Origin of the sequence: Pseudomonas rubra (genome assembly GCF_028656935.1) — a bacterium.
In the GTDB taxonomy this organism is placed as follows: domain Bacteria; phylum Pseudomonadota; class Gammaproteobacteria; order Pseudomonadales; family Pseudomonadaceae; genus Aquipseudomonas; species Aquipseudomonas rubra.
Genome location: NZ_JAMDGZ010000035.1, coordinates 90,892 through 106,703, shown reverse-complemented (window position 1 = coordinate 106,703; position 15,812 = coordinate 90,892). Strand labels below are relative to the sequence as shown.

Here is a 15,812-nt window from a genome sequence, read left to right as displayed (position 1 = left end):
GCCAGCGGCTCATGACAATCCGGCGGCGGCCCAGGCCTTGGCCAGGCGCTTGGCACGGGCAGCGCTGGCGATCTCCAGCAGGCCCTGGTCGCGTTGCCAGAGGCTGGCCCACTCGCCGGGGCCTGCCAGCAGGACCTGGTTGATTTCCTCTTTCAAGGCGTTGAACTGGGCAAACAGGCCGCCCAACAACAAATGGCTGGCCGCGACATCAGCGCACTGGCGAGTGCTTTCTGCACAGCCGCCGAGCAGGCCGATCAGGCGCAACTGCAAGCTTTGCGGCCAGCCGCTTTCCTGGCCGACGCCATACAGCCAGGCACTCAGGGCGCTGAGCACATAAAGATCCTCCAGCGAGCGGAAGGGTTTGACGTAGGCATCCCAGCCGTCCCCGGCCAAGCGCTCGCACAATGCACCGTCCAGGTGCAGGCGGGCATGGCCGACTTCCGGCATCAACGGCAAGGCTGGCAGGGTTTCCAGGCGTACACCCGGCTCGCCGGCATAGACCACCGCCAGGCTCAGTTCCACCGGCTGCCCGGGCGCTTCGCAACGCGCCGCCACCAGCAGCCACTCGGCATCGAGCCCGGCGGTGACAAAGTCCTTGCTGCCCGTCAGGCGCAGATCATCCAGACGCACGTGCATGTCCGCCGGGCGCACGCTGCGCCGCTCACTGGCGCACAGGGCGCCCAGACTCTGCGGCGCACTGGGCCACAGCACCCGCAGCGCCGCCTGGTAACCGACCAGGAAGGCCAGGCCCGGGGTGTTCATGGCCCGCCCACCGAGTACCGCCAGCTCGAAAGGGCTGACCGGGCCCAGGCGCGCCAGCAGGCTGGAATAGGTGTCGGCCAGCGTGGCCGCCTGTGAGTGTCGTTGTCGGTCGTTGAGTCGTTGCAACCAGGCCATCGAAGCGCTCCTTGGGGGCTGTCATACAAGCATCACCAATTCTTCACGGGGGTGACACCGCATCTACCTAGGCTGAGCTTGCACAACAAAGTCGACCGGCCGCAACCCCATGGCTGGCTTATGGAGACACGCAATGACTCGGATCGCTCGCTCTGGCGACAACAGCACTGAACGCCGTCTGCAAGCCGAACGCCTGGTCGGCCCGGCCGCCCTGCAGGAAGCCCAGGCCCTTCGCTTCAGCGTATTCAGCGGTGAATTCAAGGCCAAGCTCAAAGGCGCCGAACTGGGCCTGGACATGGATGACTACGACATTCATTGCCGCCACATCGGCGTACGCGACCACAGTAACGGCCGTCTGGTCGCCACTACCCGCTTGCTCGATCACCAGGCCGCCAACAGCCTGGGGCGCTTCTACAGCGAAGAGGAGTTCAGCCTGCACGGCCTCGGCCACCTGCAGGGGCCAATCCTGGAGCTTGGCCGCACCTGCGTCGATCCGGCCTACCGCAATGGCGGCACCATCGCCGTGCTCTGGGCGGAACTGGCCGAAGTGCTCAACGAAGGCCGCTACAGCTACCTGATGGGCTGCGCCAGCATTCCCATGCAGGATGGCGGTGTGCAGGCCCACGCGATCATGCAGCGCCTGCGCGAACGCTACCTGTGCACCGAGCACCTGCGCGCCGAACCGAAAAACCCCTTGCCCAGCCTGGCCCTGCCGAACAACGTCATCGCCGAAATGCCGCCGCTGCTCAAGGCGTACATGCGCCTGGGAGCGAAAATCTGCGGCGAGCCGTGCTGGGACGAAGACTTCCAGGTCGCCGACGTGTTCATCCTGCTCAAGCGCGACGAGCTGTGCCCGCGTTATGCCCGTCACTTCAAGGCGGCAGTCTGATGCAGCGCCTGCGCGTCTATGCACGCGTAGCACGGGTGCTGTTGGTGGTGCTGTTCGGCCTGGGCATGGCGGCACTGTTCAGCCTCTATGAACGCTTACGCGTGCCGGCCTCGATCGAGCGCCGCCAACGCTGGTCGCAACTTTTCATGAACACACTGAGCAACGCCCTGCCGTTCAAGGTACGGGTGGTCGGCAAATTGCCGCAGCAGCCAATGCTGTGGGTCAGCAACCACGTGTCCTGGACCGACATCCCGCTGCTGGGCAGGCTGGCACCGCTGTCGTTTCTGTCCAAGGCTGAAGTGCGCACCTGGCCGGTGGCCGGCTGGCTGGCACTCAAGGCCGGCACCCTGTTCATTCGTCGCGGCGGCAACGACAGCCAGTTACTGCGCAAACAGATCAGCCAGCACCTGCAACAGGACTGTGCGCTGCTGATTTTCCCTGAAGGCACCACCACCGACGGGCGCAGCCTGCGCACCTTTCATGGCCGTCTGCTGGCCAGCGCCATCGACACGCAAACACCGCTACAGCCGGTTGCCCTGCGTTACCTGCGCAACGGCCAAAGCGACTCGATCGCGCCATTTATCGGGGATGATGATCTGCTCTCGCACCTGTTCCGGCTGTTTGCCAATGATTGCGCCGAGGTCGAGATTCATTTGCTCGCACCGATTGCCAGCACCGGTGAAGAACGCGCCGCGCTGGCCTTCAAGGCTCAGCACGCGATCCAGCTGGCACTGTTCGGCAGCGAGCCGGTTGTCCAGGCGCAACGTCGGGCCAAGGCTGCTTAGGTGTTGGCCCTGGCAAAGCGCTGCAGCTCTGGATAGAAATTACGAAAGTCTTCCAGCAACGGCTGGTACAGCGCCGCCACCTCCTCCACCGCGCCAGCCATGCCTTCGGGTCGCGACAGGCGCCGGGCGATCCCGCGAAACACCTGCTCAAGCACCGCGAACTCGCGGTAAGACCCTAGCCAGTCATCGGCAGCCATGAAAGGCGCAATCTGCGCCAGACGTCCAGGCAAGGCCGGTTCTGCGGCCAGCACCCGGTACACATGGTCAGTGAACTGGCCCAGCGGCTGCTCGGCGTAATCCTGCCAGTGCAAGGCCAGGCAGTGATCGAAAAACACATCAAGGATTATCCCGGCATAACGCCGCCGCTCCCGGGGAAAACGCGCCAGCGCCGCCAGTACCAGCGGGTGGCTGTCGGTGTAGACATCGATTTGCCGGTGCAGCCGGATGGCCGCTTCCAGCGGCGGGGGAAAGTGCCCCTGCAACGGTCCTTTGACGAAATCGCCATACAGGCTGCCGAGCAATTGCTCGGGCTGCTGACCGCCAAGGTGAAGGTGTGCAAGGTAGTTCATGGAGAGGGATTCTAGCACCCCGGCACCCCGGCACCCATATCGTTATAATCCGATATAGCGATTTACGCTGAGCTCAGAACCACATCATATTTGTATATCGCGAAATACCGATTTATATTTCGCCACATCGCGATATAACGCTACACACACCACGAGCCCAACCATGCCTCTCGATCTCGACGAAATAATAAAAGCCCTGGCCCACCCAGTACGGCGAGAAATCCTCAACTGGCTGAAGGACCCCGACGTGCAGTTTCCCGACCAGCACCACAGCACCGAACACGGTGTGTGTGCCGGGCAGATCGATCAACGCTGCGGCCTGTCGCAGTCGACCGTCTCTGCCCACCTGGCCACCTTGCAGCGCGCAGGCCTGATCAGCAGCCAGAAGATTGGCCAATGGCATTTCTTCAAACGCAACGAGGAGACCATCCAGGCCTTCCTCCAGCAGATGAGCCAAGAGCTCTGACAAGGACCTTGCAATGCCCCTTTCACTGATAATCCTGGCGCTCAGCGCCTTCGCCATCGGTACCACCGAGTTCGTCATCATGGGTCTGTTGCCGGAAGTGGCGGCAGACCTGGGTGTATCGATTCCCGGCGCCGGCTGGCTGGTCACCGGTTACGCCCTGGGCGTGGCCATCGGTGCGCCGTTCATGGCCCTGGCCACCTCGCGCCTGCCGCGTAAAGCGGCGCTGATTGCGCTGATGGGCGTATTTATCGTCGGCAACCTGCTGTGCGCGGTGGCCAGTGACTACAACTTGCTGATGTTCGCCCGGGTGGTGACAGCCCTGTGCCACGGCGCCTTCTTCGGCATCGGCTCGGTGGTGGCGGCAAGCCTTGTGCCGGCCAACCGTCGTGCTTCGGCGGTGGCGCTGATGTTCACCGGCCTAACCCTGGCCAACGTTCTGGGTGTGCCACTGGGCACCGCGTTGGGACAAGAATACGGCTGGCGCTCGACCTTCTGGGCGGTGACCGTAATCGGCGTGATTGCCTTGATCGGCCTGGTCCGCTTCCTGCCATTGCGCCATGACGAAGAAAAACTCGACATGCGCGCCGAACTTGCCGCACTCAAAGGCGCCGGCATCTGGCTGTCGCTGTCGATGACCGTGCTGTTCTCAGCCTCGATGTTCGCCCTGTTCACCTACGTGGCGCCGCTGCTCGGTGACGTCACTGGCGTTTCGCCTCAGGGCGTGACCTGGACCTTGCTGCTGATCGGCCTGGGCCTGACCCTGGGCAACATCCTTGGCGGCAAGCTCGCCGACAAGCGCCTGAGCGCCACCCTGATCGGTGTATTCGCCAGCATGGCGGTGGTTTCCACGGTACTGAGCTGGACCAGCGCCGCACTGATTCCGGCAGAAATCACCCTGTTCCTCTGGGCCACGGCAGCCTTTGCCGCCGTACCCGCCCTGCAGGTCAATGTGGTGACCTTCGGCAAGGCGGCCCCCAACCTGGTCTCGACCTTGAACATCGGCGCTTTCAACCTGGGCAATGCCCTCGGCGCCTGGGTCGGCGGAACCGTCATCGCCCAGGGCCTGGGGCTGACCCGCGTACCCCTGGCCGCCGCCGCGCTGGCCGTGCTGGCGCTGATCGTCACCCTGATCACTTTCAGCCAGGGCGGCAATAAAGCCCAACTGGCACCTGCCACTCACTGATAAGCCTTGAGGTATTTATGACGACGCTTTTTGATCCGATCACCCTCGGCGACCTTGAACTGCCGAACCGCATCATCATGGCCCCGCTGACCCGCTGCCGCGCCGACGAAGGCCGGGTACCCAACGCGCTGATGGCCGAGTACTACGTACAACGGGCCAGCGCCGGGCTGATCCTCAGTGAGGCCACCTCGGTGACGCCCATGGGCGTCGGCTACCCGGACACCCCGGGTATCTGGTCCAACGATCAGGTGCGCGGCTGGACCAACGTGACCAAAGCGGTGCATGGCGCCGGCGGGCGGATTTTCCTGCAGCTGTGGCATGTGGGACGTATCTCCCACTCAAGCTACCTCAATGGTGAAACCCCGGTCGCGCCGAGCGCCATCCCGGCCAAAGGCCACGTCAGCCTGGTGCGACCACTGGCCGACTACCCGACACCCCGTGCCCTGGAAACGGCAGAAATCGCCGACATCGTCGAGGCCTACCGCACCGGTGCCGAGAATGCCAAGGCAGCCGGTTTCGACGGCGTTGAAGTACATGCCGCCAACGGCTACCTGCTCGACCAGTTCCTGCAGAGCAGCACCAACCAGCGCGATGACCAGTACGGTGGTTCGCTGGAGAACCGCGCACGGCTGCTGCTGGAAGTCACCGACGCGGTGATTGAGGTCTGGGGCGCACAGCGGGTCGGCGTACACCTGGCACCACGGGCCGATGCCCATGACATGGGCGATGCCAACCGTGCCCAGACCTTTACCTATGTCGCCCGGGAACTGGGCAAGCGCGGCATCGCCTTTATCTGCTCACGGGAGAAGGAAGCCGACGACAGCATTGGAGCGCTGATCAAAGAGGCCTTTGGCGGCCCGTACATCGTCAATGAGCGCTTTACCAAAGCCAGCGCCAACGCGTCACTGGCCAGCGGCAAAGCTGATGCCGTGGCCTTTGGTATTCCGTTCATTGCCAACCCGGACCTGCCGGCGCGGCTGGCGGCGGATGCGCCGCTGAATGAACCGCACCCAGAGACCTTCTATGCCAAGGGGCCGGTGGGTTATATCGATTATCCGCGGCTGTAAGTGCCGAAAGCATCGCGGGGCAAGCCCGCTCCCACATGGTGGGGGCGGGCTTGCCCCGCGATGAGGCCCTCAAGGCCGGGCGTTGATCTGCTGTTGCAGGTTCTGCACCTGGCTTTGCAGGGTGTTGATGTTGCGAGTCACCTGACCCCGAAACGCATCGAACTCCACCGTCGATGCACCACTACCGGCCGCTGGCGCCGGACGGTTCTCCTGCTCGCTCTTGAGCACGATCAAGTCCTGCTCCAGGCGCTGAATCGCTGCCGCCGGATTGCCCTGTTTCTTCAACACCGCGACATCGCCACCGAGGCTCTTGAGTTCACCCTCAAGCTTGCCTCCATCCACCTGCGCCGCCTTCAACGCTGCCAGCTCAGTGCTCACCGCTTTCAACTGCTCCTGCAACTGCGTTTGCAGCTTGGCGTTGGCCGCCTGTTGCTCGCTGGCCTGGGCCAGGACCTGCTCCAGGCGTTTGCCCAGATCACCCGTCTGCCCGGCCACGCCCTGCTGTTGCTTGCCCTGCTCGCTAAGACTCGTCTGCAACTGCCTGATCTGCAACTTCAGCGCCTCGCTGTCGGTGCTGACACTGCTCTCACTGGCGGCAACCTTGCCACTGATCGCCTGCAGGCGCCCCGCCGCGTCTTCACTGATGCGGGCAAAGCTCTCCTGGGTGGCAACCAGTTGCTGCTCCATCAGGGATATCTGCTGAAAACTCCACCAGCCAAGGCCAGCCAGGGCAATGAACGAAGCGCCGAGCAACGCCCACAAGGGGCCGGTGCTGGCCGCCTTGAGTTGAGCATGCGCAGCCGCCGGACCACCACGGCGCACTCCCGCTACCGGGACGAAATCGTCGTCATCACGGTTACCGGCACTCAAGGTCGGCACGTTATCGAAATCATCTGGAGCATCGTTACGCATGGGATCCCTTCAACCACGGTGATAGCAAATGGTCAGTAGTATAAAGCCTGATCAGCGCACTGATCGACCGCAACGTCTGACTTCAGTTCAGTGCTTACCGGATGCAAAGTCCTGGGCTTTCCACCAACCGCAAAACTCATCCAGCGCCGACCACAGGCTGACGCCGGGGCGGTAATCAAGAAACTGCCGGGCGCGACTGATGTCGAGGGTGAAGTCCTTGCTCATCACCTGCATCCCCAGGCGCGACAGTGTTGGTTGCGGACGCCCCGGCCAGAGCAGGCAGGCGCCTTCGTTCAAGGCGGCAAGGCTGTAGGCCAGGCCGTAGGAGCGATAGCGGGTGACCTGTGGCAGTTGCATCTGCCGCATCACGTAATTGACTACATCCCACAACGGTAACGGCTGACCATTGCTGATGTTGTAAGCCTGGCCCAACGCGGCATTGTCAGCGAGCAAAGCGCTGATCAGTGCTTCGTTGAGGTTCTGTACGCTAGTGAAGTCGACCTTGTTCAGGCCATTGCCGATAATCGCCAGGCGTCGCTTGCGCTGCATCTGCAGCAAGCGCGGGAAGATGCTGACGTCGCCGGCACCGGTGACAAAACGCGGGCGCAGGGCCAGGACCTCAAGACCGAACTCCTGGGCGCCGAAGACTTTCTGTTCTGCCAGGTACTTGGTGGCCCCGTAATGGTCGTGCAAGCGCCGCGGCACTTGGTCTTCAGTGATGCCCAACTGCGAACGGCCATTGAAATAGATCGACGGCGACGACAGGTGCACCAGGCGCCGCACATGCTCCTTCAAGCAGGCCTCGACCACGTTTTCAGTGACCACCACGTTGCCTTGATAGAAATCCTGGTAGCGCCCCCAGTTGCCCACCGCCCCCGCACAATGCACCACCGCCTCGACGCCTTGACACAGGCGCCGGGCCAGGTCCGGTTCGTTCAGGTCACCGGGGATGAACTGCGCGCCGCGCCGCACCAGGTGCTCGACGCCTTCGGCGCGACGGCCGTTGACCCGGACGTCAAAGCCCTGCTCCAGGGCAAAGCGCGCAAAGCGCCCGCCAATGAAGCCGCTCGCGCCGGTGACCAGAATTCGCATGTAACACTCCGCCTAAACCAGGTTTTTCAGATACTGCTGACGCCGCCGGTGCCTACAAGGGCACCAGCCATTGCCCGGCCGTGAGGCGCAGGTGTTCCGTCAGTTGGCCAAGCAACTGCCCGCCGTTGCGCCAATGATGCCAGTACAAGGGCACATCGATGGGTTTATCCGCGGATATTTCTACCAGCCGTCCGCTGGCCAACTGGTCGCGCACCTGCAGCTCCGGCACGAGGCCCCAGCCCAGGCCCGCCTCGGTCATGCGCAAGAAACCCTCGGATGAGGGGCACAAGTGATGCAGGAAACCATCTTCAATCCCCAGCGACGCCAAATACCGGTGCTGGAGAAAATCATCCGGCCCGTACACCAGCGCCGGTGTACGCGACAAGCGGGCGGCGTCGAAACCTGCTGGAAAGTAGCGGGCCATGAACGCCGGGCTGGCCAGGGCGCGGTAGCGCATGGCCCCGAGCAGCAAGCTACGAGCACCGGCCACCGGACGCTCACTGCCACACAGGCACGCTGCCACTTCACCCGCACGCATGCGCTTGAGGCCAACCTCCTGGTCTTCGACCACCAGGTCCAGCAGCACCTGTTGATCGGCGCAGAACTCACCGACCGCCCCTGCCCACCAGGTCGCCAGGCTGTCGGCGTTGAGGGCGATGCGCAGGCGCTCGGGCATGCCTTCTTCGTCCAGCGCCGGCACCTGGCTCTGCAGGTCGCGCTCCAGCAGGCGCACCTGCTGCACATGGTTGAGCAAGCGCCGACCGACATCGGTGGGGCTCGGCGGATTGGCGCGCACCAGCACTGGCTGGCCAACCCGCGCCTCGAGCAACTTGATGCGCTGGGAGATCGCCGACTGCGACAAGCCCAGTACCTGGGCGGCCCGCTCAAAACCGGCCTGCTCGATCACCGCCGCGAGAGCAGAAAGCAGTTTGTAATCGAACATTATTTTTCCTAATGCCTGATCAGCTTTATTTGTTTTTCTTATACAGATGAAATCCCCACAATGGCCAGTATCTTCTTTTGCATTTGCGCCCGCGCCCCGCGAGCGTCCGTGGAGTCTTCCCTATGTGGCAAAGCTACCTGAACGGCCTGCTGGTCGCCTTCGGCCTGATCATGGCGATCGGCACGCAAAACGCCTTCGTCCTGGCGCAAAGCCTGCGTCGTGAGCATCACCTGCCGGTGGCGGTTCTGTGCGTGGTCTGTGATGCCCTGCTGGTCGCCGCCGGCGTGTTCGGACTGGCCACCGTGCTGGCACAAAACCCGATGCTGCTTGCGGTAGCGCGTTGGGGCGGCGCGGTATTCCTGCTCTGGTACGGCGCCAAGGCCCTGCTGCGTGCCTGCTCCAAACAAAGCCTGCAACAGGGCGAAGGCCAGGGCCTGCGCTCACGCCGGGCAGTGTTGCTCAGCGCCCTGGCGGTAACCCTGCTCAACCCCCACGTGTACCTCGATACCGTGCTGCTGATCGGCTCGCTGGGCGCCCAGCAGACAGTGCCTGGCGCCTATGTGGCCGGCGCCGCCAGCGCCTCGTTGCTGTGGTTCTTCACCCTGGCTCTGGGCGCGGCGTGGCTGGCCCCGTGGCTGGCGCGGCCGGGCACCTGGCGGCTGCTCGACCTGATGGTGGCGGTCATGATGTTTGCCGTGGCGGCGCAACTGATCATGACCTGAGACGCCGCTGGTCTGCCACCGGCAAAGGCTCTGGAACCTCTTTCCCATACACTTGTTGCGTGGTTAAGCACTGGCCCCGGTGCTATGATCGAGCCCTTGCGTCGCAAAGAGTACAGACTCGCCGACGCACTCCGGCCGCCCGTGATCGGCCTTGCGCTCACCGCAACAGACCTGATTAGGAGAATCACCATGGCTTTTGAATTGCCGCCGCTGCCTTACGCCCACGACGCCCTGCAGCCGCACATTTCCAAGGAAACCCTGGAATACCACCACGACAAGCACCACAACACCTATGTCGTGAACCTGAACAACCTGGTGCCAGGCACTGAGTTCGAAGGCAAGACCCTGGAAGAGATCGTCAAGACTTCCTCGGGCGGTATCTTCAACAACGCCGCTCAGGTCTGGAACCACACTTTCTACTGGAACTGCCTGGCGCCAAACGCCGGCGGTCAACCAACCGGCGCCCTGGCTGAAGCCATTACTGCTGCGTTCGGTTCTTTCGACAAGTTCAAGGAGGAGTTCACCAAGACCTCGGTCGGCACTTTCGGTTCCGGTTGGGGCTGGCTGGTGAAGAAAGCTGACGGTTCCCTGGCCCTGGCCAGCACCATCGGCGCCGGCAACCCGCTGACCAATGGCGACACCCCGCTGCTGACCTGCGACGTCTGGGAGCACGCCTACTACATCGACTACCGCAACGTCCGTCCGAAATACGTCGAGGCGTTCTGGAACCTGGTCAACTGGAAGTTCGTCGCCGAGCAGTTCGAAGGCAAGGCCTTCACTGCCTGAGACGGCTGCTGATCGAAACTTTTCAGCACGTATCGAGCGCCCGAAGAGCCCACCCTTGCGGTGGGCTTTTTTGTTGGCGACTGCGCTGCAACATTTTTCATCCTATTTCCCGCGCCAGGTATCTTGCCGCGAACGCAGGGCGCGCTAACATCAAACGTTGGGAAACTCGTTCCTACCGATTAAAGTCGCAAGGCCGGGCAACCGATACAGTGATCGCGGGGATGCATCCTGCGCCTGGAGTTGGACCACAGCACCTTGATGGCGCTGGAGAAGTCCTGTTGACGGCCGATAGTGGATTGCCAAGTTTGATGGCAAAATGATGCCATGCGCATGGATTAAGGAAACCCCATTGAAGCTGGAACTCAAGAACAGCTTATCGGTCAAGTTGCTCAGGGTAGTGCTGCTCTCGGCGTTGATCGTCGGTGTAGTTCTCAGTTGTGCGCAGATCGTCTTCGATGCTTACAAGACCCGCCAAGCCGTCGCCAGTGACGCCCAGCGGATCCTCGACATGTTCCGTGATCCTTCGACCCAGGCGGTATATAGCCTGGACAAGGAAATGGGCATGCAGGTCATGGAAGGTCTATTCCAGGACGAGTCCGTGCGCATGGCCTCCATCGGCCATCCCAACGAAACCATGCTCGCAGAGAAATCCCGCCCGCTGCAGGAAGTGTCCAGTCGCTGGCTGACCGACCTCATTCTGGGCCAGGAGCGCAGCTTCACCACCCAACTGGTCGGCCGCGGCCCCTACAGTGAATATTACGGCGACCTGAGCATCACCCTCGACACCGCCTCTTATGGCGAAGGCTTTCTGGTCAGCTCGGTGATCATCTTCATTTCCGGGGTGTTGCGCGCCCTGGCCATGGGCCTGGTGCTGTACCTGGTCTATCACTGGATGCTGACCAAACCGCTGTCCAAGATCATTGAGCACCTTACCCAGATCAACCCCGACCGCCCCAGCCAGCACCAGTTGCCGCTGATCAAGGGCCACGAAAAGAACGAACTGGGCGTGTGGGTGAACACCGCCAACCAGTTGCTGGCATCCATCGAGCGCAACACCCACCTGCGCCACGAGGCCGAGAACAGCCTGTTGCGCATGGCCCAATACGACTTCCTCACCGGCCTGCCGAACCGTCAGCAGTTGCAACAGCAACTGGACAAAATCCTCGTCGATGCCGGTCGCCTGCAACGCCGGGTGGCAGTATTGTGCGTCGGTCTGGACGACTTCAAGGGCATCAACGAGCAGTTCAGCTACCAGGCCGGCGACCAGTTGCTGCTGGCCCTGGCCGATCGCCTGCGTGCCCACAGTGGCCGGCTCGGCGCCCTGGCGCGCCTGGGCGGCGACCAGTTCGCCCTGGTCCAGGCCGACATCGAGCAACCCTACGAGGCGGCCGAACTGGCCCAGAGCATCCTCGATGACCTCGAAGCGCCCTTTGCCCTCGACCATCAGGAAATCCGCCTGCGCGCCACCATCGGCATCACCCTGTTCCCCGAAGACGGCGACAGCACCGAGAAACTGCTGCAAAAGGCCGAGCAAACCATGACCCTGGCCAAAGCTCGCTCGCGCAACCGCTACCAGTTCTATATCGCCAGCGTCGACAGCGAGATGCGCCGGCGTCGCGAACTGGAAAAGGACCTGCGCGAAGCCTTGTCTCGCAACCAGCTGTTCCTGGTCTATCAACCGCAGATCAGCTACCGCGACCACCGCGTGGTCGGTGTCGAGGCGCTGCTGCGCTGGCAGCATCCGGAGCTGGGCATGGTGCCGCCTGACCAGTTCATCCCCCTGGCCGAGCAAAACGGCAACATCATCAGCATCGGCGAGTGGGTGCTCGACCAGGCTTGCCGGCAATTGCGCGACTGGCACGACCAGGGCTTCAGCGAACTGCGCATGGCGGTCAACCTGTCCACCGTGCAGTTGCACCACAACGAACTGCCGCGGGTGGTCAACAACCTGCTGCAGATCTACCGCCTGCCCCCACGCAGCCTGGAGCTGGAAGTCACCGAGACCGGCCTGATGGAAGACATCAGTACCGCTGCCCAGCACCTGTTGAGCCTGCGCCGTTCCGGGGCGCTGATTGCCATTGATGACTTTGGTACCGGCTACTCCTCGCTCAGCTACCTGAAGTCGCTGCCGCTGGACAAGATCAAGATCGACAAGAGCTTCGTCCAGGACCTGCTCGATGATGACGACGATGCCACAATCGTTCGCGCCATCATCCAGTTGGGCAAGAGCCTGGGCATGCAGGTCATCGCCGAAGGTGTGGAGACCGCCGAACAGGAGGCCTACATCATTGCCCAGGGTTGCCACGAAGGTCAGGGCTACCACTACAGCAAACCTCTGCCAGCCCGGGAGTTGACCGCGTTCCTCAAACAGGCGCAGCGCAACCAGGTTTCGATCCTGTAACCCTTGTCTGCATGGCCCGAAGAGGCAGAAACACGCATTTGAATATTTACGTGACTGCCTCTTTACAGAAAATGCAAATCTTTCGCATTATGTTGCAGTTTTGCGTGCCCCGGTACGCTTGTCCAACCTCTCGACGCAGGAATTCGCCATGATTCGTATGCCTCTGGCCACCGCCAGTCTGTTGGCCATCGCCATCTCTCTCGCCGGTTGCGGCGACAGCAAGGACAAAGCCGCCGCACCACAAACGCCGGCCGCCAGCACCTCCGCTGCCGCTCCTGCCGCCGCAGGTGCTGTCGACGAGGCAGCGGCCAAGGCCGTGGTCAAGCATTACGCCGATATCGTCCATGCGGTCTACAGCGACTCGCTGAGCACCGCCAAGACCCTGCAAACCGCTGTCGACGCCTTCCTCGCCAAGCCCAATGCCGAGACCCTGAACGCTGCCAAAGCTGCCTGGATCGCCTCCCGCGTGCCGTACCTGCAGAGTGAAGTGTTCCGCTTCGGCAACACCATCATCGACGACTGGGAAGGTCAGGTGAACGCCTGGCCGCTGGACGAAGGCCTTATCGACTACGTCGACAAGAGCTACGAGCATGCCCTGGGCAACCCTGGCGCTACCGCCAACATCATCGCCAACACGCAAATCCAGGTCGGCGAAGACAAGATCGACGTCAAGGACATCACCCCGGAGAAACTGGCCAGCCTGAACGAGCTGGGCGGTTCCGAAGCCAACGTTGCCACCGGCTACCACGCGATCGAGTTCCTGCTCTGGGGCCAGGACCTCAATGGCACCGGCCCAGGCGCCGGTGCCCGTCCAGCATCCGATTACCTCGAAGGCCAGGGCGCTACCGGCGGCCACAACGAGCGCCGTCGTGCCTACCTCAAGGCCGTGACCCAACTGCTGGTCAGCGACCTCGAAGAGATGGTCGGCAACTGGGCGCCAAACGTGGCAACCAACTACCGCGCCACCCTTGAAGCCGAGCCTGTCGCCGACGGCCTGCGCAAAATGCTGTTCGGCATGGGCAGCCTGTCGCTGGGCGAACTGGCTGGTGAGCGCATGAAGGTATCCCTGGAAGCCAACTCGCCTGAAGACGAGCATGACTGCTTCAGCGACAACACCCACAACTCGCACTTCTACGACGCCAAGGGCATCCGCAACGTCTACCTGGGCGAATACACCCGCACCGACGGCACCAAGCTGACCGGCCCGAGCCTGTCCTCGCTGGTCGCCAAGGTCGACGCCGCTACCGACAGCACCCTCAAGGCTGACCTGGAAGCCACCGAAGCCAAGATCCAGGTGATCGTCGACCACGCCGCCAAAGGTGAGCACTACGACCAACTGATCGCCGCCGACAACACCGCCGGCAACCAGATCGTGCGTGACGCCATCGCTTCCCTGGTCAAGCAGACCGGCGCGATCGAACAAGCCGCAGGTAAACTGGGCATCACCAATCTGGCACCGGACACCGCTGATCACGAGTTCTGATTCGGCAGCGGTTTAAAGAGGCGGCCTTCGGGTCGCCTTTTTCATTTACAGCATCGCGGGGCAAGTCGGGTCGACGCATCGCCGCTCCCACAGATTTCATCAAGCAAACGCAAATCCCTCTTATTCAATTACCCCGACCCTGCTAAGCTTGCACGCCGGTTTTTGCCCAAGCCCCAGGATCATTGATGTCCTCGTTGCTTCCCCGCCTCAGTCCCCTGCTTCTGGCCCTGTTCCTGGCCGGTTGCGACGACGCCCCGCGATTCACCCAGGCCGAGCCCGGTGAAGCACTGGCCGGTGGCAAGGCGACAGTGAACAAGCGCGACCAGAATGCCTACTCCATGCCCTCGGCCAACCTGGCGCCGAGCCGACGCCTGGACTTCAGTGTCGGTAACAGCTTCTTCCGCAATCCCTGGGTGATCGCCCCGTCGACCACCACCGCCCGCGACGGCCTCGGCCCGTTGTTCAATACCAACGCCTGCCAGAACTGCCACATCAAGGATGGCCGCGGCCACCCGCCCGGCCCAAACGCGACGAACGCGGTGTCCATGCTGGTACGCCTGTCGATCCCCGACCAGCCGCAATACGCCAAAATCATCGAGCAGCTGGGTATCGTTCCAGAGCCAGTTTACGGCGGTCAGTTGCAAGACATGGCGGTGCCCGGTGTCGCCCCGGAAGGCAAGGTCCGGGTCGAATACGAGCCCCGGCAGGTCACCTTCAAGGACGGCACCACAGTCGAGCTGCGCAAGCCCCGGCTGCAAATCACGCAGCTAGGCTATGGCGCCATGCACCCGGACACACGCTTCTCGGCCCGCATCGCCCCGCCGATGATTGGCCTGGGCCTGCTTGAGGCCATCCCCGAGGCGGCGATCCTGGCCAATGCCGATCCGGATGATCGTAACGGCGATGGCATCCGTGGCCGTGCCAACCAGGTGTGGGACGATGCCCAGGGCAAGACTGTGCTCGGGCGCTTTGGCTGGAAGGCCGGGCAGCCGAACCTCAACCAGCAGAATGTCCACGCCTTCTCCGGCGACATGGGCCTGACCACCAGCCTTCGGCCTATGGACGATTGCACCCAGGCGCAAACCGACTGCCTGAACGCACCCAATGGCAACGGTGCCAATGGCGAGCAGGAAGTCAGTGACAACATCCTGCGCCTGGTGCTGTTCTACACCCGTAATCTCGCCGTGCCGATGCGCAAGGATGTCGACTCGACCCAGGTGCTGGCGGGCAAGAACCTGTTTCACCAGGCCGGTTGCCAAAGCTGCCACACCCCGCAATTCACCACGGCCAGCGACGCCGCCGAGCCGGAGCTGGCCAACCAGCTGATTCGCCCCTACAGCGACCTGCTGCTGCATGACATGGGCCCGGGCCTGGCGGACAACCGCAGCGAGTTCGCCGCTAGCGGCCTGGACTGGCGCACCCCGCCGCTGTGGGGCATCGGCTTGAACGAGACTGTCAGCGGTCACACCCAGTTCCTTCACGATGGCCGCGCCCGCAACCTGCTCGAAGCCGTGCTCTGGCACGGCGGCGAGGCCGAGGCGGCCAAGCAGCATGTACTGACCTTCAATGCCGAGCAGCGCGCCGCGTTGCTGGCCTTTCTGAATTCACTTTAAGCAA

Annotated in this window: 15 protein-coding genes; 10 read left to right on the top strand and 5 right to left on the bottom strand. The window is 62.8% G+C overall.

Annotated features, from left to right (window positions below; genetic code table 11):
* Positions 1–9 precede the first annotated feature (9 nt).
* Positions 10–897 carry an acyl-CoA dehydrogenase middle domain-containing protein gene (locus tag M5G17_RS16805; protein WP_273894040.1) on the bottom strand — a complete coding sequence of 296 codons (888 nt, stop codon included), beginning with the start codon at positions 895–897 and terminating at the stop codon, positions 10–12.
* Between the two features lie 133 nt (positions 898–1,030).
* Here M5G17_RS16805 and olsB point away from each other — a divergent pair, with 133 nt between their 5' ends.
* Both olsB and M5G17_RS16795 read left to right on the top strand, forming a co-directional pair.
* Positions 1,031–1,786, top strand: coding sequence for an L-ornithine N(alpha)-acyltransferase (gene olsB / locus M5G17_RS16800; RefSeq protein ID WP_273894039.1), 756 nt, complete (start codon positions 1,031–1,033; stop codon positions 1,784–1,786).
* Positions 1,786–2,571: a lysophospholipid acyltransferase family protein gene (locus M5G17_RS16795; RefSeq protein ID WP_273894038.1), complete on the top strand. Its 786-nt coding sequence runs from the start codon at positions 1,786–1,788 to the stop codon at positions 2,569–2,571. The genes olsB and M5G17_RS16795 overlap by 1 nt, the downstream gene beginning before the upstream one ends.
* On the opposite strand, the gene M5G17_RS16790 is transcribed toward M5G17_RS16795, so the two are convergent.
* Positions 2,568–3,140, bottom strand: coding sequence for an acyl carrier protein phosphodiesterase (locus M5G17_RS16790; RefSeq protein ID WP_273894037.1), 573 nt, complete (start codon positions 3,138–3,140; stop codon positions 2,568–2,570). The genes M5G17_RS16795 and M5G17_RS16790 overlap by 4 nt on opposite strands.
* Positions 3,141–3,303: 163 nt before the next feature.
* Here M5G17_RS16790 and M5G17_RS16785 point away from each other — a divergent pair, with 163 nt between their 5' ends.
* Genes M5G17_RS16785 through M5G17_RS16775 form a run of 3 tightly spaced genes read left to right on the top strand, consistent with a single transcriptional unit; the run spans position 3,304 to position 5,856 of the window.
* Positions 3,304–3,606 (top strand): ArsR/SmtB family transcription factor, encoded by a 303-nt coding sequence (locus M5G17_RS16785; RefSeq protein WP_273894036.1) that lies wholly within the window; start codon positions 3,304–3,306, stop codon positions 3,604–3,606.
* Positions 3,607–3,619: 13 nt separating this feature from the next.
* Entirely contained in the window at positions 3,620–4,789 is a 1,170-nt protein-coding gene (locus M5G17_RS16780; protein WP_273894035.1) for an MFS transporter, read from the top strand.
* A 17-nt stretch (positions 4,790–4,806) separates the two neighbouring features.
* Entirely contained in the window at positions 4,807–5,856 is a 1,050-nt protein-coding gene (locus tag M5G17_RS16775) for an alkene reductase (protein WP_273894034.1), read from the top strand.
* Between the two features lie 69 nt (positions 5,857–5,925).
* Here M5G17_RS16775 and M5G17_RS16770 read toward each other — a convergent pair whose 3' ends face one another.
* From M5G17_RS16770 to M5G17_RS16760, 3 genes are all read right to left on the bottom strand, one after another.
* Positions 5,926–6,768, bottom strand: a complete 843-nt coding sequence (locus M5G17_RS16770) for an ATPase (protein ID WP_273894033.1) — start codon at positions 6,766–6,768, stop codon at positions 5,926–5,928.
* 87 nt (positions 6,769–6,855) lie between these two features.
* Positions 6,856–7,860 (bottom strand): NAD-dependent epimerase/dehydratase family protein, encoded by a 1,005-nt coding sequence (locus tag M5G17_RS16765; protein WP_273894032.1) that lies wholly within the window; start codon positions 7,858–7,860, stop codon positions 6,856–6,858.
* A gap of 52 nt (positions 7,861–7,912) precedes the next feature.
* Positions 7,913–8,803, bottom strand: coding sequence for a LysR family transcriptional regulator ArgP (locus tag M5G17_RS16760; protein WP_273894031.1), 891 nt, complete (start codon positions 8,801–8,803; stop codon positions 7,913–7,915).
* A 122-nt stretch (positions 8,804–8,925) separates the two neighbouring features.
* On the opposite strand from M5G17_RS16760, the gene M5G17_RS16755 reads away from it, so the two are divergent.
* From M5G17_RS16755 to M5G17_RS16735, 5 genes are all read left to right on the top strand, one after another.
* Positions 8,926–9,525, top strand: coding sequence for a LysE/ArgO family amino acid transporter (locus tag M5G17_RS16755; RefSeq protein ID WP_273894030.1), 600 nt, complete (start codon positions 8,926–8,928; stop codon positions 9,523–9,525).
* A gap of 189 nt (positions 9,526–9,714) precedes the next feature.
* Positions 9,715–10,311, top strand: a complete 597-nt coding sequence (locus tag M5G17_RS16750; RefSeq protein ID WP_273894029.1) for a superoxide dismutase — start codon at positions 9,715–9,717, stop codon at positions 10,309–10,311.
* Between the two features lie 349 nt (positions 10,312–10,660).
* On the top strand, positions 10,661–12,712 hold the full coding sequence (locus tag M5G17_RS16745) for a putative bifunctional diguanylate cyclase/phosphodiesterase (protein ID WP_273894028.1): 2,052 nt from the start codon (positions 10,661–10,663) through the stop codon (positions 12,710–12,712).
* Positions 12,713–12,860: 148 nt separating this feature from the next.
* Entirely contained in the window at positions 12,861–14,195 is a 1,335-nt protein-coding gene (locus M5G17_RS16740; protein ID WP_273894027.1) for an imelysin family protein, read from the top strand.
* Between the two features lie 185 nt (positions 14,196–14,380).
* A complete protein-coding gene (locus M5G17_RS16735; RefSeq protein WP_273894026.1) occupies positions 14,381–15,808 on the top strand; it encodes a di-heme oxidoreductase family protein in 1,428 nt (475 codons plus the stop codon).
* The last annotated feature ends 4 nt before the right edge of the window (positions 15,809–15,812 follow it).

Coding starts and splice junctions, on each gene's coding strand:
- M5G17_RS16805 (WP_273894040.1), bottom strand. CDS start 897: ATGGCCTGGTTGCAACGACTCAACGACCGACAACGACACTCACAGGCG.
- olsB (WP_273894039.1), top strand. CDS start 1,031: ATGACTCGGATCGCTCGCTCTGGCGACAACAGCACTGAACGCCGTCTG.
- M5G17_RS16795 (WP_273894038.1), top strand. CDS start 1,786: ATGCAGCGCCTGCGCGTCTATGCACGCGTAGCACGGGTGCTGTTGGTG.
- M5G17_RS16790 (WP_273894037.1), bottom strand. CDS start 3,140: ATGAACTACCTTGCACACCTTCACCTTGGCGGTCAGCAGCCCGAGCAA.
- M5G17_RS16785 (WP_273894036.1), top strand. CDS start 3,304: ATGCCTCTCGATCTCGACGAAATAATAAAAGCCCTGGCCCACCCAGTA.
- M5G17_RS16780 (WP_273894035.1), top strand. CDS start 3,620: ATGCCCCTTTCACTGATAATCCTGGCGCTCAGCGCCTTCGCCATCGGT.
- M5G17_RS16775 (WP_273894034.1), top strand. CDS start 4,807: ATGACGACGCTTTTTGATCCGATCACCCTCGGCGACCTTGAACTGCCG.
- M5G17_RS16770 (WP_273894033.1), bottom strand. CDS start 6,768: ATGCGTAACGATGCTCCAGATGATTTCGATAACGTGCCGACCTTGAGT.
- M5G17_RS16765 (WP_273894032.1), bottom strand. CDS start 7,860: ATGCGAATTCTGGTCACCGGCGCGAGCGGCTTCATTGGCGGGCGCTTT.
- M5G17_RS16760 (WP_273894031.1), bottom strand. CDS start 8,803: ATGTTCGATTACAAACTGCTTTCTGCTCTCGCGGCGGTGATCGAGCAG.
- M5G17_RS16755 (WP_273894030.1), top strand. CDS start 8,926: ATGTGGCAAAGCTACCTGAACGGCCTGCTGGTCGCCTTCGGCCTGATC.
- M5G17_RS16750 (WP_273894029.1), top strand. CDS start 9,715: ATGGCTTTTGAATTGCCGCCGCTGCCTTACGCCCACGACGCCCTGCAG.
- M5G17_RS16740 (WP_273894027.1), top strand. CDS start 12,861: ATGATTCGTATGCCTCTGGCCACCGCCAGTCTGTTGGCCATCGCCATC.
- M5G17_RS16735 (WP_273894026.1), top strand. CDS start 14,381: ATGTCCTCGTTGCTTCCCCGCCTCAGTCCCCTGCTTCTGGCCCTGTTC.